This is a genomic window from Photobacterium sp. HL06 (genome assembly GCF_059552575.1).
Map to the genome: position 1 here is coordinate 2,291,480 of NZ_CM183914.1, position 23,687 is coordinate 2,315,166.

A 23,687-nucleotide genomic window follows, 5' to 3' on the forward strand; every position below is an offset into this window, starting at 1 on the left:
CGCACACTTTATCCTTGCTACTCTAGAGCCAAGGGCGAAAGCAGATATTAATTAAAAATTAAATGGCCTACGCCACTCCCAACAGCTCATCACAGCAGCAATCACAAACATCATCTTCGTCTAGGTATCCTGCAGGTCGTATGCTGTTACAGGCTTTGCACTGACTGAAATACTCCTCGTTACTGAGTATTTCCAGTAACGCATGGATAGCCTCAATAATATGATCACAGCGAAATGTACCCACCGTGTGCCAGCGATGAACGGGCGTGTGGCCATCTTCTCGAACTACCGTACATACCTTCAGGCTAATCGGTTTGAAGTTGGCATCGTTGCACGGTCGCTTTGAGCGCTGCTCATCAATATCGAAAAAATCGATGGCCATGTATGAAGCCATGCGCGCATAAGGATAATGGTTATGCAGATTGTCCAGTGTCAGGTATCTGTTACGAGGAACACCCTGCTCAACCAGCAAACTCTCGATATAAACCAATACACCCTGCCGCAGGTTGTCATCAAGGTGCACAACACCTTGAACCAGTACGTCATATGCCTGTGATAGCTGTTTTGTTGTGAACGTCACTTTCTGTCACTACCTAATCTACTGAACCAAAGTAGCCGTTCCTATGGCATGAAGGCAATTATCTGCATATCATGCTGCCTCACTATCTCTGCGCAGCAAAGAATCTTATGCGACAGCGTATTTTCCACATCAAAAGCAGTTTTTCACTACTAAAGAGATTTTATTTCTAACGACTACTGTAAACATCATTGTCATTTATTATCAGACTACAACCACCACCTGCCACGTATGCGGTAGAGTTCATAAAACACGCATTGCATCACCAAAACAAAATCAATATGTACTCAAAAGCAGTACATAAATGATATCTACTGCTTTTGATTATGTAAACCTGTTGATTTAATCAGTAGTTATAGTCTAGATAAGTTTGTCCATATCAAGTTCTTCACGAATCCGTATGGCATTGCTTGAAGGGTGCAAGCAATTACCTAAGAAAACTAATGGATAACGCTTTCAGGTCTTGCTTCTACTTATTTTCGGTATATATTAGTCTGCATAAGAAATACTGGATAAATAACCATGTCTTTACACAAACACGATCACAATATGGATATCACTAAAAAGCTGGATGCTATCGGATCGGCACAACGTGAGCGCCTGGCGTTCATTGATTTTGCGCTCTACTTTCTGGGTGAGGTTACCCGTAAGGATTTGATCGATCGTTTTGCTGTGGGACATGCCGCAACAACACGTGACTTTTCGGTATACAAAGAAATTGCACCAGATAACCTGAAGCTGGATATGCGCTCAAAGAAATACTACAAGCAGCCTGCGTTCAGCCCGCTGTTTAATCTGGATCTGAAAAAGACATTGGCAACGGTGTCTTTAGGCTATGGTGATGGGTTTTCGGGCTATCAGGAATTTCCGATCAGCTGTGAGTCGCCTGAGCCGCTGACGATTCCTAAAACCGCTATCATGGCCGCGCTGTGCGAAGGGATTTACCGCAATAAGGTTGTTGAGGTGGAATATATCTCAACGTCGAGTGGTAAAAGTACACGCCAAATCGCACCACACAGCTTGGTCGATTCAGGCAACCGCTGGCATGTCCGTTCTTTTGACCGCAAGAATGAACAGTTTATGGATGTCGTCTGTAACCGTGTGGTATCGGCACGTATCCTCGACGAGACACCCAATCACAATGAACAGGCCGCTGAAGATCGCCAGTGGCAGAAGTTTATTGAGCTTGAGCTGATCCCCCACCCTAAGCAAGGCAACCCTGAAGCCATTGAGCTTGATTATGAAATGCAAAACGGCAAGAAGATCATTGAAGCGCGTGCTGCCCTTGCTGGTTATCTATTGCGTAAGTGGGAAGTTGACTGCAGCCAAGATGGGTACCTTCACGAGTGTGTTGGCTATCAGTTGGCACTGGGTAACCCGCAGGCCTTATATCAGGTAAATAGCGCCAAACTAGCACCGGGCTACCGGAAAGATTAACAAGTCTCTTGAATAGGTTAATGTGCTATTAACCTATTCAACTGTTCTGTTTGGTATTAGCCGCTACTTCGGTATGTTGAAGCTCTTCTCATCCATGCAGGTAAATGTGTAATAGCTGCTGCGTTCATTAAAGACGGAAAAACCTTTGCCGTAGCAATATGCGCCGTTTAGCTCGTTCATATAGGCCAGTGTTGCTTTGTCTTTTACCAAAAAGTAGCTTTCATTTTCACACACTACCCTTATTTTTCCGTCATCTCCCTGTGAGTAAGCCTTCACTTTGGCACCGCATAAGGTGAAGCTCAAATCGACATACTCATCAGCCCGCTCATCGACAGATTGCGAACAGCCTGCAAGCAGCAATGGCAAAAGAATGATACTAAGGAATGGTTTCAAGGGCGGCTCCTTGCTAAATAATGGTTATACCAGACTAAATTGTTATCAGTGTCGTAGTTACATTATTATGCTTTGCGCAAAAATGTACCAATTCGGTTCACAAATTTACCCATTCATCAGTTTTTTCTTGCGTGGTTTCTCATCTATGCGACGTCGGTGCCAGATGGAGTAATGGCGCAGCCCGGCCGGGCCGTGAGCGATCAACACTGACATCAACAAGATGGTGATAAACAGCATAGGTTTGTGCTGGGGAATGATAAAAAATGAGCCCAACAACGCGAGCTTGACGAGTGTAAGCACACCTTTAAGCTGAATTAACCACAGTTTGGAGCGGCGGATCTCCAATGTCATCATCACCAGGCCCGTTACCATGGCCAGGATCCACCAGTTGAGCCAGAGTTCCCGCTCTACCCCGTATAAGATACCACCAGCAGAGCCTGCGATTCCCAAGATGTGCAATGCCCTAACACCTGTTTTACTCAGGCGCTGGATCCAGAAACGGGTTTCTGAGATGGGATATTGCTCTTTTGATCTTGAGCCTTGATCTGAAGCTAGGTGAGAGGAACGTGGAGGCATCGATTCAGCTGCTGTTTTCTTCATGGTGTCATCAGGGTATTCATTCAATGTGGAGAAGAATACCCTTTCTACCGGAAGGTGTAATCAGATTCTTTTAGCGATTGCTCGCTTTTGTTAAACTGCTGATCTCACCATCAACCACCAATACACAATCCATACCTGCTGCTAGGGCGGCTGTTTTTCCCAGCTCGGTATCTTCAAATACTAAGCAGTGCTCGGGATCTAGCCCGATGCGTGTGGCTGCCTGCAAGAAGGTGTCGGGATTGGGTTTGTGCTTTTCTACGTCATCGGCGGTTACCAGTGCATCTAGCAACGGCAAGATATTGGTCTCATCCAGTAGCGGCAATGCGTTCATCTGGCGGCATCCGGTACCAACTGCAATTTTCTTCGATGGCTTATTATCGAGAAGGATTTGATACGTTGACTCAATCACTTCACCTTTATAATCCAGCGCTTCAAAGAATTCGCATTTTGTATTGGCTAATCGCGTGGTATCGAAGTTTTGGTCGTATCGGCGATTAATGGCCTGCGCGGTTTTGATGGTTGGCATGCCACCTAAACTGTAAAACCACTGTTCATCAAACGGGATCTCGAACAGTTCACACGTTTGTTTCCACGCTAGTACATGGGCAGGCATTGAATCTATCAGAGTGCCGTCCATGTCGAAGATGAGTCCTTTATAGGCTGATAAGTCCATATTGCTCCTTTTGTTTGGTTTTCGGGTTCCTGGTTCCTGGTTCCTGGTTCCTGGTTCCTGGTTCCTGGTTCCTGGTTCCTGGTTCCTGGTTCCTGGTTCCTGGTTCCTGGTTCCTGGTTCCTGGTTCCTGGTTCCTGGTTCCTGGTTCCTGGTTCCTGGTTCCTGGTTCCTGGTTCCTGGTTCCTGGTTCCTGGTTCCTGGTTCCTGGTTCCTGGTTCCTGCAAGACGGGCTCTCCGAGCCTAAAGGTAAGTCAAGCTCTTGCTTTACCTCTAGGAACTAGTTTCTAGGAACTCGCCCCTGCTCCCCCTTGTTTACCTTGAAATCTACCAACCCACCATGTCACTTTTATTGCACTCGTTCAACCGTACAAGTACTCAAATAGTATTATTCAGATTAATACCATAGGGGTTTCGACCTTATCAGATATCTAGGCTTACCAACCCCCACTTTCGGGCAATACGATCAAAGAAACCTTGGGTCTTTTTAAGCTCGATCCAATGGTTGATGTAATTAATCCAGATCTGATCTTCTTTCGGCAGCAACATTGCTACAGGTGTGGGGCGACGCATGCCTTTCACTTTTGCGACCGTCAGTTGGGGAAAACGATTGGTGATAGTGGCAGCTTCAATATTCGATGTCACAATGACTGTCGACTTATTGGCGAGCAATTGCTGGTAGTCGCGAGCCGGGGCCTGGATGACATTATGCCTGGCCTTTGGGAACAACTCTTTGGCCAACGATTCTTGTACTGTCCCTTTGGTCGACGTGATGATAATGGAGTTAGTATTAAAGTCACTCCATTTACGATAGCGCTTGAAGTTTTGTTTTTGAATGACAGGGACAAAGGCAAGGACAAAATAAGGCTGACTGTAACCCGCCACTCTCGCACGCGTCATATTAAGGGCTGCGCTCCCTGTCATATCGTATTTATCGGTGACCACACCACTGACCAAGGTTCTCCAGTCAGTTGCCACATATTCCACCGTCACACCCAAGTCTTTCGCCAGCTCGGTCGTTATGTCGATATCAAAGCCTTTGTAAAAGTTCGTTGCCGGATCACGGATGGTCATGGGGTTCCAATCACCCGTGGTACCAACACGAAGCACACCGCGATCAATGACTTGCTGCAAGCGGCTGGGCGCCGCAAAGGAAGGATTTGAGAGCACCGACACTATAACGAGAACTACAAGGAAAACACTCTTCAGGGCGTGTAACGCTCTCATATAGACTTCTCCCCCAATATACCTGAATACACAAGCGCATACGTTTAAAGATAGCAGTATTTTAACTATGCAATTGGCAAAGAAGTGATGCGGTTAGCGATAGCGCTATCGATTGAATTAGGTATACCCAAACTATTACTTTTTTATCAAGCCGTATTGGACATTCAAATAGATCGAATACTTTTTATGATGAAAGGTTAACAAAATCAAAGTTAACAACGTCTTTCTCAGTAATGGCTTGAAGGGTTAATGTATAGCGACGCGAAAACTACAGCTAAAACGACACGTAATTATGACGTTGAATTTAAAGATAGTGACTGCTAAATAGTCACTTTTTGCTGATAAACATGAATAAACCAATAATGGCTACGTTACTACAAAAAATGCCTGATAGAACTTATCAGGCATTTGTTAAGTATTCAGGTATCGAATAATAATTAACTATCACGCTTATCCTGGGAACAAAGATCAGCCCTTCCTAGAACCAGCTCTTCCCAGGATCTAGCTCTTAGGAACCAGCGCCTAGGATCTATACCCCTTCAAAAACACATCAACACAACTTTCCAAATACACCTTGCGATCTTCATCCGTCTCACCGCTTTCTTGACCAAGGTAGCCCCAATATACCGCCCGGCCGTGGAACATCAGTAATAACTGCATCGCGGCATCTTGGGCATCAATATCAATGCTGAGTAAGCCGCTGTCCACATTATGCTGCAGATACTCCGCTAACATCTCGGTTGTCGCCTTCGGGCCCGCATTCAGGTAGACCTTGGCAAGTTCAGGATGGGTATCACTCTGGCTTACCGAGGTTTTATAGGTATGTTTGGCCTCATCTGACAACAGGGTATTTTGGAACCGCCAAGCGAAGTCACAAAGCACATCACGGATCGGACGGGTATCATTAATCAAATTACCATCTATCTGATTAGCGACACATTTAGCCCTGATACAAGTATCGAACAAATCATCTTTAGTCTTAAAGTGAGAGTAAACGGTTTGTTTAGATACCTGCGCCTTAACGGCAATGGCATCCATGCTGATGCCATACCCCTGCTCGCCAAACAGCTCGCTAGCCGCTTTCAATATCTGCTCTCTCTTTTGTGCACTTCTTGGACTCAATACCGGCTCACCCACAGTTAACATCTCCATATCACATTCAACACAACCAAACTGGACAGTCTAGTTTGTTTGGGTTACTTTTAACTCATGTGGACTAGACAGTCTAGTTCTAGAATAAACCCTGTCAGGATGAATTGCCATGCGACGGATAACAAAATTCTCAGCCAGTAGCCTACTGATAGCTTCCGCGCTATTAGCTGGCTGTAACTCGTCCAATACCGAAGTTGGCCTGAAACATGAAGCCCAGCAAATGTTGACAGTCAATACTGTTACGCTATCCCCTTCCGACCATTACCTGGTACAACGGGAGTATGTCGGTACGGTTCAAGCCGGGCAGCAAGCCAACCTTGGGTTGGAGCTAGGCGGTAAAGTGGCTCAGATATTGGTAGATGTTGGGGACTCTGTGAAAGCTGGCGATCCACTCATTATCCTAGACAAGCAGCTACTGCAAACTCAGGCCGATGAGCTTCGCGCCCAACAGGCACAAATCACGGCACAGCTCGAATTGATTGAAGCGAACCTAAAGCGCCAGAAAGCGCTTAAAAAGAAAGGCTTTAGTGCGGAATCTGAAATCGATAACCTCAATAGCCAGAGAAATGCCTTACGGGCTAACTTCCGTCAGCTTGCCGCTTCAGCGGCAGCCAATCAGTTGCAGCAGCAAAAGTCGACTGTCTTGGCCCCCTATGACGGTACCATCAGTGCCCGGTTTGTCTCTAAAGGCGATGTGGTCAATACCGGCGCACCTACCCTGACACTGCTGGCCAGTACCAATAAAGAAGCACATATCGGTATTCCAGCCAAACAACTTGCCAAGATGAGCGAAGAGGCGGAATGGACGCTGCGGGTAGGCAATCAGTCCTTCGAGGCAACTTTACTCAATCCCGGCGCGCGTGTTGACATGGGCTCTCGCACGGTAAAACTTCGCTTTAGCTTACCGCAAGCCGCTGAGGTCATCGATGGCGAACTCGCCTACCTGCAATTTGATGATGTTCATGAAAAGCCAGGTTACTGGATCCCGCTATCGGCAATGACTGATGGCCTACGTGGCGTTTGGAATGTGTTTGCCCTCAACAACAGCAATCAGGAGTTACGCGTTGAACGCCGCTCGATTCAGGTGCTATACGCGAACAACGATCATGCCTATGTGACCGGCGCTATCAGCAATGGCGAGCGCCTGGTTTCAGATGGGCTTCACCGATTGGTACCGGGACAGGCCGTTATGCTGGTAAAAAAGCTGCCGTTACCTCTGAATGAAGCGGATAACGAGGCATAACGATGAACATGACCCACATTATCAGTAACACCCGGCTACTGGTATTGGCTGTTGCGCTGCTCATTGTGAGCGGCCTGTCTGCTATCAATACCTTGCCGCGGGCTGAAGATCCGGTGATCCATAACCGCCATGCCAGCGTGGTTACATATTTACCTGGTGCTACCGCGGAGCGTGTTGAGGCACTGATCACCGAAAAAATTGAGACCAGCCTGCGTCAGCTTGACGAAGTTAAGCTACTATCCTCCGTCTCCCGCCCGGGGATCTCTGTGGTAAGGGTTGAACTGAAAGATGAAGTCAACAACTCGGAAACGGTGTGGTCACGGGCCAGGGACAAGTTAGCAGATGCTCAGCCTTTGCTACCGCAAGGGGCATCAGTCCCCGATCTCGATGACGATCACGGTTATGCATTTACGGTGATCACAGCCCTCACCTGGCAAGGCCCAACCGAGCCTGACTTACTCACCCTACGCCGTTATGCTATCGAACTAGGCAACCGCCTACGGGTACTTAGTGGTACCGAGTTTGTTGATCTCTACGGGCTTCCGGATGAAGAGATCCTGGTTACGATGGATCCAAGCGTAACCAGCGCCTTAGGTCGCTCAGCCATTTCATTATCCAATGCCATCAACAATGCAGATGCCAAGAATTCCGCAGGTGAATTGGTCAATGGGGCTAACCGCTTTACTCTGGAAGTGTCAGATTCTCTCGACTCGCTGGATCGCGTACGCCGAGTTCCTGTCTCAATGGATGAAAGCGGACATTTAATCCGCCTGGAAGATATCGCAGAGGTCGAGCGTACCCAAGCATCACCACCTAATGAGCTAGCTGTTGTTGCCGGAAAACCCGCTATTTTAGTCGCGGCCCGGATGCAGCCGACATTGCGTGTGGATCAGTGGTCTGAACGAGTCAAAACCTTGCTGGATAGCTACCAGCACGAGCTGCCGACCAATGTCAAAGTGAACCTGATCTTTGAACAGCAAAGCTATACCGAAACCCGCTTGTCAGAGCTCAACGAGAGCCTACTGCTTGGTTTTTCGATTATTCTGGTGGTGCTGTTATTAACTCTGGGTATGCGTTCAGCCATCATTGTTGCCCTGTCACTGCCGCTAACCAGCCTGGTCACCTTGACCATGATGAACTTTACCGGGCTACCTATTAACCAGATGTCGGTAACCGGGCTTATTGTGGCATTGGGGATCATGGTAGATAACGCTATCGTGATGGTCGATACCATTCAGCATTACCGCCAACAAGGCGTGGCCAAACTGAATGCAGCCATGAATGCCGTCCGCCACCTTTGGGTTCCCCTTCTGGGCTCTACCCTCACCACCGTTCTGGCTTTCGCACCAATCTTCCTAATGCCAGGGCCTGCCGGTGAGTTTGTCGGGGCCATTGCCATTACCGTATGTTTCTCTCTGGTGGGATCGTATCTAATATCACATACCATTGTAGCGGGGTTTGCCTGCCGTTGGCTCCCTGCGCAAAATAGCGATCAGCGCTGGTACCACACCGGCCTGTCATTCCCGGCTTTAAGCTCGCGATTCGAACAATCGGTGAAGCTGGGCATCAAGCATCCGGCGATCACCGCTTTGCTGGTTTGTGTCTTGCCTTTTACCGGCTTTTGGAGCGTATCGCAGCTGACTGAACAGTTCTTCCCGCCTTCAGATCGGGACATGTTTGAAATTCAGCTCTTTCTGCCCCCTCAAGCCAGTATTTATGCAACAGCCGAAGCCACAGAAATGGTTGATCAGATCATGGCTGAATATGAGCCTGTTGAGCAGATGAGCTGGTTAGTCGGCGGGAACTTCCCATCGTTCTATTACAACTTAGTCGGCGGCCAGCAAGGTGCACCCTACTTTGCTCAAGCAATGGTTAAGATGACAGACTTCAAAGCCGCCAATGCACTGATCCCAGAGATTCAAGCCAAACTTGATCATGCCTTGCCACAAGCGCAAATTTTGGTACGAAAACTCGAACAGGGCCCACCGTTCAATGCCCCGCTTGAAGTGCGTTTATACGGGCCAAATTTAGATCGGTTAAAGTCGATTGGTGAAGATATCCGCTTGATCATGGCTGAAACACCTGATGTCACCCATACCCGCGAAACATTGCAGCCCGGCACACCGAAAGTCTGGATCAATGTGAATGAAGAGGCTAGCCAGCTTAGCGGGCTCTCCCTTAGTGAGCTGGCTGATCTGCTGCAGGCATCGTTGACAGGTAGGGTAAGTGGCAGCGTTATTGAAGCGACGGAATCTATCCCTGTCCGTGTGCGGGTGAAGGATGAAAGCCGTGAAAATATGGCTAACCTCAGCAGCCTGCGCCTACCTGTGCGCTCAGATGACAACCTCACGGGCCTGCCTGTCTTTGCACTGGCCGATCTGGAACTCACACCGAGCCGGGGAGCCATTCCTCGCCGCAACGGCCAACGCGTCAATGTCATTGAAGGGTACATCCGTGCCGGTGTATTGCCGCAAACTGCACTCGATCATTTCCAAACGAACTTGGAAGCCTATGCCCAAACCATTCCATCTGGCTATTCTATTGAATTTGGTGGCGAGTCTGCAGAGCGTGACGAATCCGTCGGTAACCTGATGGCCAACCTAACGATGGTGATGACCTTGCTGGTCATGGTCGTGGTGATCTCTTTCAACTCATTCCGCCTCAGCCTGATCATTTTCTCTGTTGGTATGCTGGCAGCAGGACTGGGACTATTGTCTGTCTGGACTTTTGGCTACCCATTCGGCTTTACTGTCATTATCGGCCTACTGGGTTTAGTTGGTTTGGCAATCAATGCGGCTATCGTCATTTTGGCTGAACTCAAGGCCAGCCCAACAGCGCTGCATGGTGACACCGATGCGATTCTTGCTGCAGTAATGAGCTGTACCCGCCATATCACCTCAACCACCATTACTACCATCGGTGGCTTTATGCCATTGATCCTTGCCGGGGGAGGCTTTTGGCCACCGTTTGCGGTAACCATTGCAGGCGGTACGCTGCTGACCACAATTGTCTCGTTCTATTTTGTTCCGGCAGCATTTCGCCTTGCTGTGCTTAAACGGCCTCTTTGCGATGGGAAGCTTGCCGAGGCGTAATTGCTGAAACTCACCGTAGATCTGACAGGTATGATATTCGAGGCCTGTCAGATCTACATACACTTCGCGTATTAGAAACTACTATTTTGACAAACCCAGCCTGTTGGATCTGACAGGCATGGGTCCATCACACCAATCAGCTCACCAAGGCCTTCAAGCATATCTGCCTGAGCTTCAGTATGAGCTCGGGTGCACTCTATCGAGTTAGGATCTATCCCTCGCTTCATTAGCTCTTGCTTGGCTTCAAGCGAGCTATCACGGCATAGCTGGTAAGTATTTTGGTTTTCGATACTCGTGCATCCCATCAAAATCAGTGTTGTTGCTGCGATAACTAACTTCTTCATTGATACTCCGCTAACGACCAATTTATTGCTTTTATATCTTGATGAGCATTGTCATGCATACAACTTAATGCACATTGAACAATTAACGTTTGGTTACAATAACAATAAGTTATCCCCAATCAGCTAGGTTGTCCTGAAGGAGTCGTTAAATTAAATGGAATACGGAAAGAAAAGGAAAACAGCCACTCCTTAGAGGTGGTGGAGTGGCTGCTTATCAGTTACAAGCTTGCTGTAAGTGTTGGTACGCTTGCGTAAAGCCTTCGGTCGGGAAATACTCTTTGTTAATCAACAAGCTTTGGCTTTCCGACCAGTTAGCCGCAAATGAGCCATTGCCGTAAGGAATGTTGTAAATCAGGAAATGACGTTCCTGGCGCTCGAAGATCAGATTTGCCGCTAGTCGGCCTGCACGAAGGTTCGAGTTCCGGTAATACTGGAAATCACTGTCACAGCTTTTGATAACGTATGAGCCCTTCTCACTGCGGACACTGATGTAGGGACGATTGCTGTTTTCAAAATATCGCAGTTGCCACAAACCCGCCATGCTTTCTAGTTGGATGCGCGCCATAGGTTCAGGCTTTTCTGGTACGGCTTGTACAGGCTGCAGTGATGGCTGAGTCTGCTGCTGTATGCTATCAGCAGGATTGGTATTTAGAATGGTAACTTTGGCCTCTGGCTGCTTTTGTGGCTCTTCAAATAGCGCCAAGATAGCCAACCAGGGATCTTTTCCTAATGAAAACAGCAAGCCGGCAATAAGCAAAGGCATCATCAGCGTGAAACCGACTCGACGTAGGTTAAATCGACCTAGCGAGTTAATTTGGCTCAACACCTTAGGGGAGATCTCATTCTGAGGCGAAGATGCAGGCTCTTCAGGGGCCGCGGTTGTAACAGAACGAGTCGTTTCACTCAGCTTCCAGCGCGCCTCTTCAAGCTGCTTAGTCAATCGGCGATTCTCACGGCGCAACCATTTTAGTTCTTCTTCCGATGCATTGGCGTATCGCTCATTGTGTTCGGCAGATTGCCTGCTCTTTTGTTGCTCTTGCTTTAACTGCTGGTTGAGATCGTCATTAACACGTTTGAGTGCCTGAAAATCACGTTCAAGCTGCTGCAACTTAGCCTTATAACTTTCAGCTTTGGTGTCTTTGGCATAAATGGTATGAACGGCTTCTTCATGCCCCTTGCCCTGGCCTACCTTTTCATAAGCTTGGACGAGCAGTTGCATGATCGCTTTAGAACCGCCTTTATCGGGATGGAGCCGGCTGGAAAGCAACTTATAACGACGCTTTACATCAGCGCCTGAGGTGTTCTTGTCTGTGCCTAAAATATCGTGAAAAGATGTCATTCTATCTGCAGATGCCGTTAACTACTTATTGTCTGCGCTTTCGCGCGCGTTTCCTTGTTCAAAGGCTGTTTGCTCTGAATCATATGCAATCAATATAGCCTAATTGCACGATGACGACCTGGTATTATACAGGCATGGAAACCGTATGTAGTTTGTTATCGGCAGATTTCTGGCAACTTTATACCTCAAAGGCACAAAGTTGATTTAAAACATAAAATACTTCTCTACTTCAAACCTTCATGTATTTAGATTGTGCTTTCTCATCCTAAACTCTCCCGGTGAGCACCCCATATGCTTCTTGAATACCCGAGAGAAATAAGACACGTCTTTAAAGCCTGCCGAGTTTGCGACCTGAGAGATTTTTTCCCTATCAGAACTCAGCAAACCGCATGCTAAATCGAGGCGTTTCTTAATGATATATTGCTTTAGTGTCACTCCCATAATGCTGTGGAACAACCTGGAAAAATACGTCGGCGAGTAATGACATGCATTGGCGAGATCTTCTTCGCGTAGCGGTGCACTGATATTTTCATCAATGATCTTTAACGCAGGTCTGATCGAGAGCTCGCGGTGCTCAAACCCTGTATCCACCTCACTTTCCACATGATGAGTATGCAAGCGGCTAAAGCATTCATCGAGCTCTTGCCTCGTTGCGCTGGCTTCAACCACATCTTCCCCCCCAGCCCGAAGTACATTCAGCGCTAAGTTCGCATCTAGGCTGTGGTATACAACAACAACCTTCGCTAGCGGAAAACGGCTTTTGATAGATCGCAATAACTCAAAACCTTCCGACGATGAATCAACAACTTCGAGGAAAATTAGCTCCTGTCCTGTCATTGTCGAAAGTAACTCAAAAGGCGAAACATCAACGACGTTATGTGATAACTTAAGATTTTCTCTGGCTTCTGCCATTTTGTCATGATGACTACAACTTACCCAAATCACAAATTCACCTTACTACTAGTGCCATGAGTACATACAAAACCTCTGTATGCTGCGGTGAAACACTCCTTGTTGATGAATGTATAAGCCTTTATAAGAATTGTTATGAAAGTAACGTCAAAAATTTGACCACCTATGAATAATTAACGTTCAGAAACCTAAATAAATCCAGCACACGCCTTTTGTTTCAAATTTAAGCAATAACTTTCAATTTCTCTGCTAGCTTAATCACATCAATGAGTTAGTTGAAAATCCTAGTCAAAACCACTTTTTTTATATCTCATTTCGAAATTAAAATTACTTTTTAATTTCGATTTATTCTATATTTACTCCGTATCTAGCTGCCTACAAAATAGTATAGAAGACCATAAAAAAATAACACTGCAGTGATTTACCCTTCCTCTTGAGCATCAGAGAATGAGTAATAATGTCGTTTTCACCACCACACATTGACCAAATAAATAGCACGTCTTGATTTCTAGTGATTTTTTTATCTTTTTATGCAATTTTTTTGCAGACAATCACATTTTTATCATTTAGTATGTCGCTCGAAAAATGAGTTCCGATGAAGACAGCAGGAGAGTGGCTCGATACGCTATTGTATCTGCCCGCCGAAGAAGTAAGCAGTTCAACTAACCAGAATCTTTCCGGTATTGAGTTGTAAATCTTTCAGGCACCGCAATGTCAATTCCTTGAATTGACACTATGGTATGGACTGTTGTTGGAGGAGCCTCTGGAGAGATCCGTTGAATCGGACGCCGAAGGAGCAAACTTACCTTTCTCTGCCTCAGGCAGAAACCGGTAGGTGAAACTCTCAGGCAAAAGGACAGAGGAGATAAGATCAACAGCTCAGAAAATTTCTGTAACCAGCTTTTCTGTAACACCACCTTTCTGTTGTTTTTTATCTCTTCCTTTGATGTTTAAGGGGAGAATAATGAATCCACTACACAATTTGCTACAAACTCTTGATAACTTTGTTTGGGGTCCACCCCTGCTTATCCTATTGGTTGGTACCGGTCTGTACCTGACTGTACGCCTTGGGTTTATCCAAATCCGCTACCTGCCTCTCGCACTGAGCTATGTCTTTTCAAGCAAGAAAAATAGCAAAGGCAGCGGTGATGTTTCCAGCTTTGCCGCGCTTTGTACCGCGCTTTCAGCCACTATCGGTACGGGTAACATTGTCGGTGTCGCTACCGCCATAAAACTCGGCGGCCCAGGTGCCTTATTCTGGATGTGGCTTGCTGCCTTGTTCGGTATGGCAACCAAATATGGCGAGTGCCTGCTGGCCGTAAAATACAGAGAAACAGATGCAAACGGCCAGATGATTGGCGGCCCGATGTATTATCTAGAAAAAGGTGTCGGCAGCAAGTGGCTGGCAAAACTCTTTGCATTTTTTGCACTCGGTGTTGCTTGCTTCGGTATCGGTACCTTCCCGCAGGCCAATGCGATTGTCGATGCGGCATACCTGTCGTTTGAGGCACCACGGGAATTAACCGTCGTTATTCTTACTGTACTTGTTGCGACAGTCACCTTAGGCGGTATTAAATCTATCGCAAGTGTTGCCAGTAAAGTGGTTCCGGTCATGGCAGGCCTATATATCTTGGCATGTATCACCGTATTAACCTCTCAGGCCGATGCGCTTCCTGCTGCTGTTGAGCTGGTGATCAGCTCAGCCTTTACCGGGCATGCCGCTACTGGTGGTTTTGTCGGCGCAGGCATCATGCTGGCTATCCAATCCGGTATTGCCCGTGGCGTATTCTCAAACGAATCCGGTTTGGGTAGTGCACCAATGGCTGCCGCTGCTGCAAAGACGGATTCTTGCGTGCGACAGGGTCTGACTTCAATGACAGGCACCTTCTTCGATACCATTATCATCTGTACCATGACAGGTTTGACGCTGGTCGTGACCGGTGCGTGGCAGAGTGATTATGCAGGAGCTGAGCTTACAACATTTGCATTTGCCAGTGGCCTAGACTCAGCCTACTGGGGCCCGATGATGGTATCGGTGGGGCTGATGTTCTTTGCTTTTACCACTATATTAGGCTGGAACTATTATGGTGAGCGCTGTGTTACCTACCTGTTTGGTGTTAAGGCAATCCTTCCTTATAAGCTGATTTTCTTGGTTCTGGTGGCTGGCGGGGCTTTCCTAAAGCTAGATATGATTTGGCTGATTGCCGATATCGTCAATGGCTTGATGGCAGTACCCAACCTGATTGGTTTAATCTTGCTACGTGAAGTCATTATTACTGAGACAAAACAGTTCTTTGAACAGCTTAAGCTATCACAAGCGATGAAAGCTCGGGCAGTCTAACCGAAATAGATGACTACAACCCAATATTAAAGCGGTATCTGCAGATACCGCTTTTCTTTTACAAGCAAACAAACCACCGCGATTAATTGCTAATCGAGATAGCGGGTTAACTGCTGGTATACATCAAAACTGCTGTCTTCCAACCAACAATCAGTGATCATCCCCTCTTGGCGCTTAAAAAATACCATTCCAGTCATTTCTACATGCTGCTTTTTCGCCGGAACTCTTGCCCAACCACCATTATAGGTAGCGCTGCATTGGTAGATCGCGACGGTCTTTTCACCGTCATTCACCACATCCTTTACAGTAAATTTAACTTCCTTAAATCGCTGGCACCAGATCGCAATAAAACTGAGGTACTCTTCATGACTGAGCGTTAATACCCGGCCCCCCGGCAAGTGAAAATTAAACGGGTCGGTAGCATATTCAGTAAGCAAATGACCATCCGCCCGACTCCAGACATCAGTAAACCAACGAATAACCCACTCATTGTTATTATTCATGCACAATATCACTCCAACTGCACTTTCTTGCGCTTCCATAAGAAGATTAGACAAAAAAATGACACTCTGCCTGTCTCTTGGCAAATAATGGATTTCAAGGGAAGTGACAATTTAGCAACACTGCAACGTCAAACTAGGCTCAAAGAAAGCGGGCCTGGTTATTGCTAATCCATTGCTGCGCTTTAGGATCCTTGGTTGTTTCGGCCACTAACTGTGCTTTAAGATCCCAGCTATGGCGTTCAGCCGGTAGCAGATCGCGAAGATCCAGGGCGGTTTCAATCGCGAGCCGATCGTACTTGCTTTCCCGAGCTACCTGCCATGACGCGTAGAAGCTATCGATGGCTTTATCCTGCTGACCTGTTGCTAATAGGAAACGGGCTTTTTCCCGCAGGTAATTGGCTTCCGCCCTAGGCTCCGCATCAACCAGGTAAAGTTGAGCCTGTTTAAGGTAATACTCGGCTTCCTGGTGCTCATCACGCAATACATAGGTGGTGGCAATCTGACTAAGCAGCTCGCTCAGGTAGGTTTTGTCTTGGCTATTACTGGCAAGGTTCAGCAATGCTTTGAACTTTTTCTCTGTTAGTGCGGGGTTATCGTAATCCCACATCACCATAAAATCAGGGAAATTCAGCCCGGCATGCGTATGGCAATACGGGACGTTTTCCTGAGCCGCTATCACGTCAGTGCTAGGTGCAGAAAGTCCAAATACAAATATGCTTAATAAAAGAGGTCTGCCTACTAACATAATGATTCCAATATTTATTCCACTAGCACCAACATAACCAAAGCCGTCTTCGGTGCCTACTTTCTCTAACGAATATGGGATTATTATCACGAAGTATAAGTGAATTGATAACCCTTACTTCGGTCGTAAAGGTTATCGAATCATTGATGGTATCTAACCACCAATCAGAAAGCGGATTTATTGCAATGCCAGCTGTGAGAATGCAGCCTGGTAATGAACCAAATTGGGAATATGGTGACGATGCTGGACCTTATTGCCCACTTCAACAAAATCATATCCCAGCTCTTGCGAAGCATGCTTGTTCCAAGCGCCGTGGCCAAACAGGACGCGGCGGTCAAAGGTCATACCTGAATCTTGCTTGGCACGAAATGCCGCCAGTGCCATGATTTCCGTTCGGCTCATAGCATCAGATGACGATGCAAATGTCATATTGGAGACATCGATGCCTGCAGCTCGTAATTTCAGCTTGGCTGCAGATTCCCAGCCTCCAGTCGCGATTGCAAGATGGGTATCTTCTCGCTCGCGCATTTGCTCGATAAAATCTTTCGCTCCCTGAATTTGGCTAACTTCTGTCGGATGCTCCGCCAAATAATCCTGGATCAATTGCAGAAAACGGCTTTCAACCTGCCGGTGGATCAATGAGCGGCTGGCAGTGATTCCCTGCTTGGTAATGATTTCATCAAGTACACCCGAATCAGTCACGTTCTGGTACTGGCTCCAGTCAGCATTAATGTGGATACCAAGAACATCTTGTACAGCTTGGGTATAGCATTCTAGATCAACACTTTCCGAGTCAACCAAAGCACCATCAATATCGATAAGAAATAAGTTCATTCTCTCTACCTTTGTTATTTTCATCGTTGGTAAGGCGGTCATAGCATGCGCTTGTAAATAGAATGTTGCAACCCTGAGATTGATACAATGTGTAAATTCTTTGCTCAGCCTCAAACCTTTTGCAGTCAATTACTTAAACTTGTCGTTGCGATAGCAAATTTATTGCTCATTTGTTAACAAATGTAATCCGTTACAGCCAATCTCTCTCTTTCCAAGGCCTTTATCCGCTCTTTGAGTACTATTTGCGACCATTCGCAAAAAGGACAAAGACGTCTCCCTTTTTGCCTTCCAAACTTATGGAACCAACCTAGGTTGGTTTTGCTGAGTACGACTGTGCGGCCTCTCAGCTTTAGTAATCAGCATTAACAATAACTAAAAAGAACATCATCTAGCAGCATGAGGAATAGCAATGAAAGATCAATCGAGTCGAAGAAGGTTCTTAAAATTCAGTGTGGCGGGTGTCATTGGCATGACATTGGGTGGGAAAACACTTATTAGGCCTGCATTCGCAGAAGACTTACCCCATCTTACAGAAGATGATCCTCAAGCCTCAGCACTCAAGTATGTCCATCAATCCCCCTACGAAGACAGGCAATGCTCTAATTGTGTCTTGCTCCAAGGCAAAGAAGGGGACGAGTGGCGTCCATGTCAATTATTCCCGGGCAAATTAGTCTCAGCCAAGGGCTGGTGCTCTGCCTGGGCTGGCTAGTAAGTAGTTAGTGAAAATGAACTAATACCAAACTGAATAATTATCTGGCCTATCAGCGAGATTGAAAAGGCTCAGGGACAAGGCGCTTGATTGTAGGTGTATTCATATCCATCAAAATCAAGTAACACCGTCACAGAGCCTTTGCAACTCGCCCATAGGGAGCGCACCAGCCGCCCGATATCTGCTCCAAATTGCTTTGATGTAGAACCACTATATCTTCATCAATTTGGGTTGATCTCAAACGGCTGGTAACGCTCTGATTGGATCAGATAATTGTTCAGTTTGGTATAAACAACCTGACAATAAAAAGCCCGTTTCTAGCGGGCTTTTATTGTTAACGATAGATACTGGCTAGGCAAAACAATGTTCGGCCCATCTTGCCAAACCGGCTGTTACCGAGCCAAAGTAGCTACCACTGACAACAGGCACATCAGGAAGCTGCTGCTCAATGCAAGCACGCAGGATCGGTGAACGTGCCGTCCCGCCTGTCATATACACTACATCCGGTTTCTTGCCGCTTTGCTGTATAGCCTCTGTCACCAGTTGGCTCATCTTGACTCTCGGTGACTCAATGGCTGCAGCCATGTCTTGCTGACTGACAGATACATCAAGTAGCTCAGACAGGCTATCAAGCTCAACACGGTATGAAGGTGCATCCGACAGGGCAATCTTGCACTCTTCGGCCTTTCTGACCAGCTGATAGCCCAGGGTTTCGTGGTAAACACGCAGCAGGTGAAGCAGTTTCTCCGGCTCTGCGGCATCACGGCGCAGTTGATCAAGCGCTTTGAAATTTGAAGCACTGTAGAACTCCGTTTGAGCGACGATATTATTGATCGCTATCGGGTTCCAGAACTGGCTAATCGGCATATCAATACCCTTGTGGGTTTTGCTGCCAAGGCCAAGCATCGGCATCAGCTGGCGAAAAGCCAGGTGTATGTCTAAATCATTACCGCCTACACGGAGGCCACTGTGAGCCAGCAGGCTTGCCTGGCGATCGGCTTTCCCGCGCCAATCCGGCCCCATTTCGATGATCGAGCAGTCTGTCGTACCACCGCCAATATCAACCACCAGCACGGTTTTGTTCTCGGTGAGCGTACTTTCGTACTCTAGCCCAGCAGCAACGGGCTCAAACTGAAACTCGATATCCTTAAACCCGGCACGCTTGGCGGCCTGGGTCAGGATCATTTCAGCCTGCTGGTTGGCCTTTTCCCCACCTGTTCCCTGAAAGTTGACAGGACGCCCTATCACCGTACTGTTAATCGCCTTCTGCGTTGATAATTCTGACTGTGTTTTGATGTTGGTCATCATGGCGCAGACCAGATCTTCAAAAAAGCTGATTTGAACATCCCGCAAGCCGTTCGCACCGAGAAAAGATTTTGGCGACTTAACGTAATAGACCTCTTCAGGATCTTCGAGGTAGAGATCGAGTGCCGCCTGGCCAAACAGCAAGTCGCCTTTTTCTACCAAAATATCTTCTTCACGGTTAAAGGCTATCGCCCGGCGGAGAACCTGTTCACCAACCTGATCCGAAGGGGATACTCCCATGTGGCGATAAAGATACTCGCTGACCGCTTCACGTGTTGGCGCGCACAGTGTGGAAGAGATGTACTGATTGCCTCTTTCTAGTGACAACATCTGTGGTTTACCCTGCTCCATCATCGCGACCGAGCAATTTGCCGTTCCGTAATCAAACCCAATGTACATGCCGTACCTCCACACAGAAAAAGGCCGGCAATCATACTGAAATTACATAAATGTTCAATCACCTAAACGGAAAATTCATCAATTGATCAAGCTCTTCCTTTAGGGTAAATCAATGTAAGTTTTGATTTAATACCACGTAATTTCCCCAATACTCAGCCATAATTAGGCATTATTTTTCATTATTTTGTGCCTGAACCATGTTTAAATCCATTATTCCTCTTTTTATTGCCCTACTTGCTCTCACTGGCTGTAACGATGCCTCAACACCAAAAGAAGGTGACAAGTACAAGGTTGTCACTGAAACAGCCATCCAGACTTCACCCGTGGTTGAAGTGTTCTCTCTGGCTTGCGGCCATTGCCGCAACATGGAAATGATGCTGCCTGAAATCAAAAAGATGGCAGGTGTAGAAATCGATAAAGTCCACGTAACCTTTAACCAGAGTGCTCAGGTCGCCGCGTATATTTTCTATACGGCCGCGATTCAAACCGAAGGCATGCCAGCCCCCGAGCTGATGGAAGCACTGTTCGCCTACGTGCAAGATACCGATGACAGCGCCACTGAAGAGGCGCGTAAATCACAGCTCACCGAAATCTTCAAAACGTACAACTTAGCCAGCCCGTATGAACTGACAGAAGAACAGCATAAAACCGTTTATCAGAAGCTAAGCGATGCTGAGCAGCTAGTAGCCAATGCCCAGATTTCATCGGTTCCAGCGTTTTTGGTTAAAGGTAAGTATTTGGTTGAGAGCAGCGCGCATGAAAGCCTGGAAGATATGGCCAATACCATTCGCTATCTTGCAAACTTAGACACTAAGTAACAGGCTTATACCAACTTATCAAAGTGGTATTACTCTCTGTCACAAAACAGTGCATTTGTTTAGTTTGGCCGTTATTAGGCGATCTTAAAACAAAGCACTGTTTTTTAAGCCCAGCTGAAAAGCAACCTCTACCCTACACCTCTCTTTTCAAATCCATTGACGACTTGTGATAACGCAACTTCATGTATCGATAGACTCAGCCACTACAGCAATCAAGCGCCTTGTCTCTGAGCCTGTTCAATCTCACTGATAGGCCAGATAATTATTCAGTTTGGTATAAGACTAAATATTGAAAACGTAGGAAATAATTATCGAGAGTATTTTAGGGTGAATAGCGATTGTGGTAGTTAGAAGCAATGGTGAGGATATAACGAAACAATCAAAAAAATATGGAGGCGCGTCCCGGAGTCGAACCGAGGTCCACGGATTTGCAATCCGCTGCATAGCCACTCTGCCAACGCGCCTTTGTGTTTCTAGGAAACATGCTAGAAAGTGTTGGGCTCACCACTCTCTGAAGACGAAGCGCATTATCCATATCCTGACTATGACTACAAGCCTTTTTTACTGTAATTTACCCCCCTCCGGCCTGACCGTATAACCTACCATCGAGTTGGTACCATATCCCCCAGCACGTGCATCGCGGAAGTGCTTCTCACACCATAACGAAACAATTCTCACACATGTTGATCTTTGTCCTTAACACGCAAGTTACATGGGTAGATAATGTGGCTGTCAAGACTTGAAGATCATCATATATAGTGGTTTGATCTGTCGCCTTGCCACAACATATCACGTAGTCGCTCAACTCAGTGGTATGGGTATAAAACAGATTTCTATGAACCTGAGTTATATCAACCGTGCTGGAATAAATGACAAACATTAAGGTGCATTCATAATGGCGAAAACCCCAACAGCTTCTGAAGTATCTCAGGCAATCGATATTGCATACCAGTCTACCTCGATGGAGATCTGGGACAGCAAATATCGTCTTAAATCAAAGCATGGAGAAGCTATTGATGTGACGCTTGACGATACCTTCAAACGTGTTGCTCGCGCGTTAGCTGATTTAGAAAAAGATAAAGTCAAAGAACACTGGTACAACGAATTCCTATGGGCACTTCGTAACGGCGCTATCCCGGCTGGTCGCATTACCTCCAATGCCGGCGCATTTGAACACAAGCCCGCTACGTCGACGATTAACTGTACCGTTTCTGGCACTATCCAGGACTCGATGGATGACATCCTTGGCAAAGTTCATGAAGCCGGGCTAACGCTGAAAGCAGGTTGTGGTATTGGCTACGACTTCACTACCCTACGCCCTCGCGGCGCGTTCGTCTCAGGTGCCGGGGCATACACCTCTGGCCCGCTATCGTTCATGGATATCTATGACAAGATGTGCTTTACCGTCTCGTCAGCAGGTGGCCGTCGTGGTGCCCAGATGGGTACGATGGACATCCGTCACCCTGATATCATCGACTTTATCCGCGCCAAGCGAGAAGATGGCCGTCTGCGCCAGTTCAACCTCTCTTTGCTGATCACCGAAGAGTTCATCGAAGCCGTCAAGAATGATCGCGAATGGCAGCTGATGTTCCCTGTGACGGCGAAAGAAGCCAAACAGGACGGGCTGGATTTGAACAACGATGAATCTATCGTATGGGCTGACTGGCCGACAAAAGAAGATCTCATCGAAGACAGCGAAGGCCGTGTTGCATGCAAGGTATTCCGCACCATGCCTGCTCGCAACTTGTGGAACGTCATTATGACGTCAACCTATGACTACGCTGAACCTGGCTTTATCCTGATCGATAAAGTTAACCAGATGAACAACAACTGGTTCTGTGAAGAAATCCGGGCAACCAACCCGTGTGGTGAGCAACCACTACCGCCATATGGCGCATGCTTGCTGGGCTCGGTAAACCTGACTAAGTTTGTTCGTGAACCATTTACTGATAATGCACACTTTGACTGGGATGCCTACCGCCGAGTTGTGGCTATCTTCACCCGTATGCTTGATAACGTGGTCGAAATCAACCAGCTGCCGCTTGAAAAGCAGCGACATGAAATCGAGCACAAGCGTCGCCACGGTATGGGCTTCTTAGGTTTGGGTTCTACCACGACCATGCTCAAGCACAAGTATGGTAGTGCGGCATCTGTTGTCTTCACTGAGCAAGTTGCCCAGGAAATGGCAATCACTGGTTGGAAAGAAGCCCTTAGCCTTGCCAAAGAGAAAGGCGTAGCGCCAGTGATGGATGAAGAGTTTGAAATCACCGCCAAAATGATGCGCCTGCGACCGGAAATGGCAAAAGACGGCATCAAGGTTGGTGACAAAGTCAAAGGCAAGGTACTACACGCGAAATACAGCCGCTACATGCAGCAAGTCGCTGAAGTTGAACCAGCCCTTGTGGAAGAGCTGGCCAAGCACGGTGCGCGTTATACCCACCACAGCTCCATCGCCCCGACAGGAACTATCTCCCTGTCTCTGGCTAACAACGCCAGTAACGGTATCGAGCCAAGCTTTGCCCACCACTACACACGTAACGTGATTGTGACGGGCAAAAAAACTAAAGAAAGTGTTGATGTGTATAGCTTTGAACTGCTGGCCTACCGCGAGCTGATCAACGAAAAAGCCATGCCGTACAGCACTGACGAAGAATCGAAACTACCGGAGTACTTCATCACCGCCGATGATATTACCCCAAGCCAGCATGTTGAAGTACAGGCTGCTGCGCAGCGCTGGATTGACTCGTCGATCTCAAAAACAGCGAACGTACCGACGGACTTCCCGTTCGAAGACTTCAAAGACATCTATATGGATGCCTATGACAAAGGTCTGAAGGGCTGCACGACGTTCCGTTTCAACCCTGAAGTTTTCCAGGGCGTACTGGTGAAAGAGCAAGATCTTGAGAACACCACCTACGTGTTCAACCTTGAAGACGGCACAACCTTTGAAGCCAAGGGCAATGAAGAGATCGAATACGACGGCGAAACCCACACTGCAGCGAATCTGTATGATGCGCTGAAAGAAGGTTACTACGGTAAATTTTAAG

The 23,687-nt window shown here is 47.1% G+C and carries 20 protein-coding genes, 1 tRNA gene and 2 riboswitches; of the genes, 7 read left to right on the forward strand and 14 right to left on the reverse strand.

All coding sequences use genetic code 11. The features are described 5' to 3' along the window. Positions 1–67: 67 nt before the first annotated feature. Complete coding sequence (locus AC51G0_RS10640; RefSeq protein ID WP_496298354.1) at positions 68–580, reverse strand: hypothetical protein; 513 nt, start codon at positions 578–580, stop codon at positions 68–70. Positions 581–1,099: 519 nt separating this feature from the next. On the opposite strand from AC51G0_RS10640, the gene AC51G0_RS10645 reads away from it, so the two are divergent. Next, a complete protein-coding gene (locus tag AC51G0_RS10645; protein WP_496298355.1) occupies positions 1,100–2,014 on the forward strand; it encodes a WYL domain-containing protein in 915 nt (304 codons plus the stop codon). A gap of 63 nt (positions 2,015–2,077) precedes the next feature. Here AC51G0_RS10645 and AC51G0_RS10650 read toward each other — a convergent pair whose 3' ends face one another. The 5 genes from AC51G0_RS10650 to AC51G0_RS10670 form a co-directional block, all read right to left on the reverse strand. Beyond that, positions 2,078–2,407 carry a hypothetical protein gene (locus tag AC51G0_RS10650; RefSeq protein WP_496298356.1) on the reverse strand — a complete coding sequence of 110 codons (330 nt, stop codon included), beginning with the start codon at positions 2,405–2,407 and terminating at the stop codon, positions 2,078–2,080. Between the two features lie 105 nt (positions 2,408–2,512). Further along, positions 2,513–3,007, reverse strand: a complete 495-nt coding sequence (locus tag AC51G0_RS10655; RefSeq protein WP_496298357.1) for a hypothetical protein — start codon at positions 3,005–3,007, stop codon at positions 2,513–2,515. A 70-nt stretch (positions 3,008–3,077) separates the two neighbouring features. Then, a complete protein-coding gene (locus tag AC51G0_RS10660; RefSeq protein ID WP_496298359.1) occupies positions 3,078–3,680 on the reverse strand; it encodes a beta-phosphoglucomutase family hydrolase in 603 nt (200 codons plus the stop codon). 420 nt (positions 3,681–4,100) lie between these two features. Then, on the reverse strand, positions 4,101–4,904 hold the full coding sequence (locus AC51G0_RS10665) for a transporter substrate-binding domain-containing protein (RefSeq protein ID WP_496298360.1): 804 nt from the start codon (positions 4,902–4,904) through the stop codon (positions 4,101–4,103). A gap of 522 nt (positions 4,905–5,426) precedes the next feature. Next, entirely contained in the window at positions 5,427–6,056 is a 630-nt protein-coding gene (locus tag AC51G0_RS10670) for a TetR/AcrR family transcriptional regulator (protein WP_496298361.1), read from the reverse strand. Positions 6,057–6,165: 109 nt separating this feature from the next. On the opposite strand from AC51G0_RS10670, the gene AC51G0_RS10675 reads away from it, so the two are divergent. Continuing rightward, on the forward strand, positions 6,166–7,299 hold the full coding sequence (locus tag AC51G0_RS10675; protein WP_496298362.1) for an efflux RND transporter periplasmic adaptor subunit: 1,134 nt from the start codon (positions 6,166–6,168) through the stop codon (positions 7,297–7,299). A gap of 8 nt (positions 7,300–7,307) precedes the next feature. Continuing rightward, positions 7,308–10,391, forward strand: coding sequence for an efflux RND transporter permease subunit (locus tag AC51G0_RS10680; protein ID WP_496301922.1), 3,084 nt, complete (start codon positions 7,308–7,310; stop codon positions 10,389–10,391). Between the two features lie 71 nt (positions 10,392–10,462). On the opposite strand, the gene AC51G0_RS10685 is transcribed toward AC51G0_RS10680, so the two are convergent. The 3 genes from AC51G0_RS10685 to AC51G0_RS10695 all read right to left on the reverse strand — a co-directional run bounded on the left by AC51G0_RS10685 (position 10,463) and on the right by AC51G0_RS10695 (position 13,019). Beyond that, a complete protein-coding gene (locus tag AC51G0_RS10685) occupies positions 10,463–10,735 on the reverse strand; it encodes a hypothetical protein (RefSeq protein ID WP_496298363.1) in 273 nt (90 codons plus the stop codon). Between the two features lie 214 nt (positions 10,736–10,949). Further along, positions 10,950–12,074 (reverse strand): molecular chaperone DnaJ, encoded by a 1,125-nt coding sequence (locus AC51G0_RS10690; protein WP_496298364.1) that lies wholly within the window; start codon positions 12,072–12,074, stop codon positions 10,950–10,952. A 237-nt stretch (positions 12,075–12,311) separates the two neighbouring features. Next, positions 12,312–13,019: a helix-turn-helix transcriptional regulator gene (locus AC51G0_RS10695; RefSeq protein WP_496298366.1), complete on the reverse strand. Its 708-nt coding sequence runs from the start codon at positions 13,017–13,019 to the stop codon at positions 12,312–12,314. A 562-nt stretch (positions 13,020–13,581) separates the two neighbouring features. Beyond that, positions 13,582–13,707, forward strand: a riboswitch (glycine riboswitch). 32 nt (positions 13,708–13,739) lie between these two features. Beyond that, a riboswitch (glycine riboswitch) is annotated at positions 13,740–13,856 on the forward strand. Between the two features lie 94 nt (positions 13,857–13,950). On the opposite strand from AC51G0_RS10695, the gene AC51G0_RS10700 reads away from it, so the two are divergent. Beyond that, positions 13,951–15,327: an alanine/glycine:cation symporter family protein gene (locus AC51G0_RS10700; RefSeq protein WP_496298368.1), complete on the forward strand. Its 1,377-nt coding sequence runs from the start codon at positions 13,951–13,953 to the stop codon at positions 15,325–15,327. An 89-nt stretch (positions 15,328–15,416) separates the two neighbouring features. Here AC51G0_RS10700 and AC51G0_RS10705 read toward each other — a convergent pair whose 3' ends face one another. From AC51G0_RS10705 to AC51G0_RS10715, 3 genes are all read right to left on the reverse strand, one after another. Beyond that, positions 15,417–15,830, reverse strand: coding sequence for an ester cyclase (locus tag AC51G0_RS10705; protein WP_496298369.1), 414 nt, complete (start codon positions 15,828–15,830; stop codon positions 15,417–15,419). A gap of 139 nt (positions 15,831–15,969) precedes the next feature. Next, positions 15,970–16,575 (reverse strand): hypothetical protein, encoded by a 606-nt coding sequence (locus AC51G0_RS10710; RefSeq protein ID WP_496298370.1) that lies wholly within the window; start codon positions 16,573–16,575, stop codon positions 15,970–15,972. A gap of 177 nt (positions 16,576–16,752) precedes the next feature. After that, positions 16,753–17,409 (reverse strand): haloacid dehalogenase-like hydrolase, encoded by a 657-nt coding sequence (locus AC51G0_RS10715; RefSeq protein WP_496298372.1) that lies wholly within the window; start codon positions 17,407–17,409, stop codon positions 16,753–16,755. A gap of 409 nt (positions 17,410–17,818) precedes the next feature. Between AC51G0_RS10715 and AC51G0_RS10720 the strand changes: the two genes are divergently transcribed. Beyond that, positions 17,819–18,118: a high-potential iron-sulfur protein gene (locus tag AC51G0_RS10720; protein WP_496298374.1), complete on the forward strand. Its 300-nt coding sequence runs from the start codon at positions 17,819–17,821 to the stop codon at positions 18,116–18,118. 351 nt (positions 18,119–18,469) lie between these two features. Here AC51G0_RS10720 and yegD read toward each other — a convergent pair whose 3' ends face one another. Continuing rightward, complete coding sequence (gene yegD, locus AC51G0_RS10725) at positions 18,470–19,822, reverse strand: molecular chaperone (RefSeq protein WP_496298376.1); 1,353 nt, start codon at positions 19,820–19,822, stop codon at positions 18,470–18,472. A gap of 197 nt (positions 19,823–20,019) precedes the next feature. Between yegD and AC51G0_RS10730 the strand changes: the two genes are divergently transcribed. Next, positions 20,020–20,640, forward strand: a complete 621-nt coding sequence (locus AC51G0_RS10730) for a thioredoxin domain-containing protein (RefSeq protein WP_496298378.1) — start codon at positions 20,020–20,022, stop codon at positions 20,638–20,640. A 390-nt stretch (positions 20,641–21,030) separates the two neighbouring features. Here the strand turns inward: AC51G0_RS10730 and AC51G0_RS10735 are convergent. Then, positions 21,031–21,104, reverse strand: a tRNA-Cys gene (locus AC51G0_RS10735). Between the two features lie 431 nt (positions 21,105–21,535). Here AC51G0_RS10735 and AC51G0_RS10740 point away from each other — a divergent pair. After that, on the forward strand, positions 21,536–23,686 hold the full coding sequence (locus AC51G0_RS10740) for an adenosylcobalamin-dependent ribonucleoside-diphosphate reductase (protein ID WP_496298379.1): 2,151 nt from the start codon (positions 21,536–21,538) through the stop codon (positions 23,684–23,686). Position 23,687: the final 1 nt, after the last annotated feature.

Coding starts and splice junctions, on each gene's coding strand:
- AC51G0_RS10645 (WP_496298355.1), top strand. CDS start 1,100: ATGTCTTTACACAAACACGATCACAATATGGATATCACTAAAAAGCTG.
- AC51G0_RS10655 (WP_496298357.1), bottom strand. CDS start 3,007: ATGAAGAAAACAGCAGCTGAATCGATGCCTCCACGTTCCTCTCACCTA.
- AC51G0_RS10660 (WP_496298359.1), bottom strand. CDS start 3,680: ATGGACTTATCAGCCTATAAAGGACTCATCTTCGACATGGACGGCACT.
- AC51G0_RS10665 (WP_496298360.1), bottom strand. CDS start 4,904: ATGAGAGCGTTACACGCCCTGAAGAGTGTTTTCCTTGTAGTTCTCGTT.
- AC51G0_RS10670 (WP_496298361.1), bottom strand. CDS start 6,056: ATGGAGATGTTAACTGTGGGTGAGCCGGTATTGAGTCCAAGAAGTGCA.
- AC51G0_RS10675 (WP_496298362.1), top strand. CDS start 6,166: ATGCGACGGATAACAAAATTCTCAGCCAGTAGCCTACTGATAGCTTCC.
- AC51G0_RS10680 (WP_496301922.1), top strand. CDS start 7,308: ATGACCCACATTATCAGTAACACCCGGCTACTGGTATTGGCTGTTGCG.
- AC51G0_RS10685 (WP_496298363.1), bottom strand. CDS start 10,735: ATGAAGAAGTTAGTTATCGCAGCAACAACACTGATTTTGATGGGATGC.
- AC51G0_RS10690 (WP_496298364.1), bottom strand. CDS start 12,074: ATGACATCTTTTCACGATATTTTAGGCACAGACAAGAACACCTCAGGC.
- AC51G0_RS10700 (WP_496298368.1), top strand. CDS start 13,951: ATGAATCCACTACACAATTTGCTACAAACTCTTGATAACTTTGTTTGG.
- AC51G0_RS10705 (WP_496298369.1), bottom strand. CDS start 15,830: ATGAATAATAACAATGAGTGGGTTATTCGTTGGTTTACTGATGTCTGG.
- AC51G0_RS10710 (WP_496298370.1), bottom strand. CDS start 16,575: ATGTTAGTAGGCAGACCTCTTTTATTAAGCATATTTGTATTTGGACTT.
- AC51G0_RS10715 (WP_496298372.1), bottom strand. CDS start 17,409: ATGAACTTATTTCTTATCGATATTGATGGTGCTTTGGTTGACTCGGAA.
- AC51G0_RS10720 (WP_496298374.1), top strand. CDS start 17,819: ATGAAAGATCAATCGAGTCGAAGAAGGTTCTTAAAATTCAGTGTGGCG.
- yegD (WP_496298376.1), bottom strand. CDS start 19,822: ATGTACATTGGGTTTGATTACGGAACGGCAAATTGCTCGGTCGCGATG.
- AC51G0_RS10730 (WP_496298378.1), top strand. CDS start 20,020: ATGTTTAAATCCATTATTCCTCTTTTTATTGCCCTACTTGCTCTCACT.
- AC51G0_RS10740 (WP_496298379.1), top strand. CDS start 21,536: ATGGCGAAAACCCCAACAGCTTCTGAAGTATCTCAGGCAATCGATATT.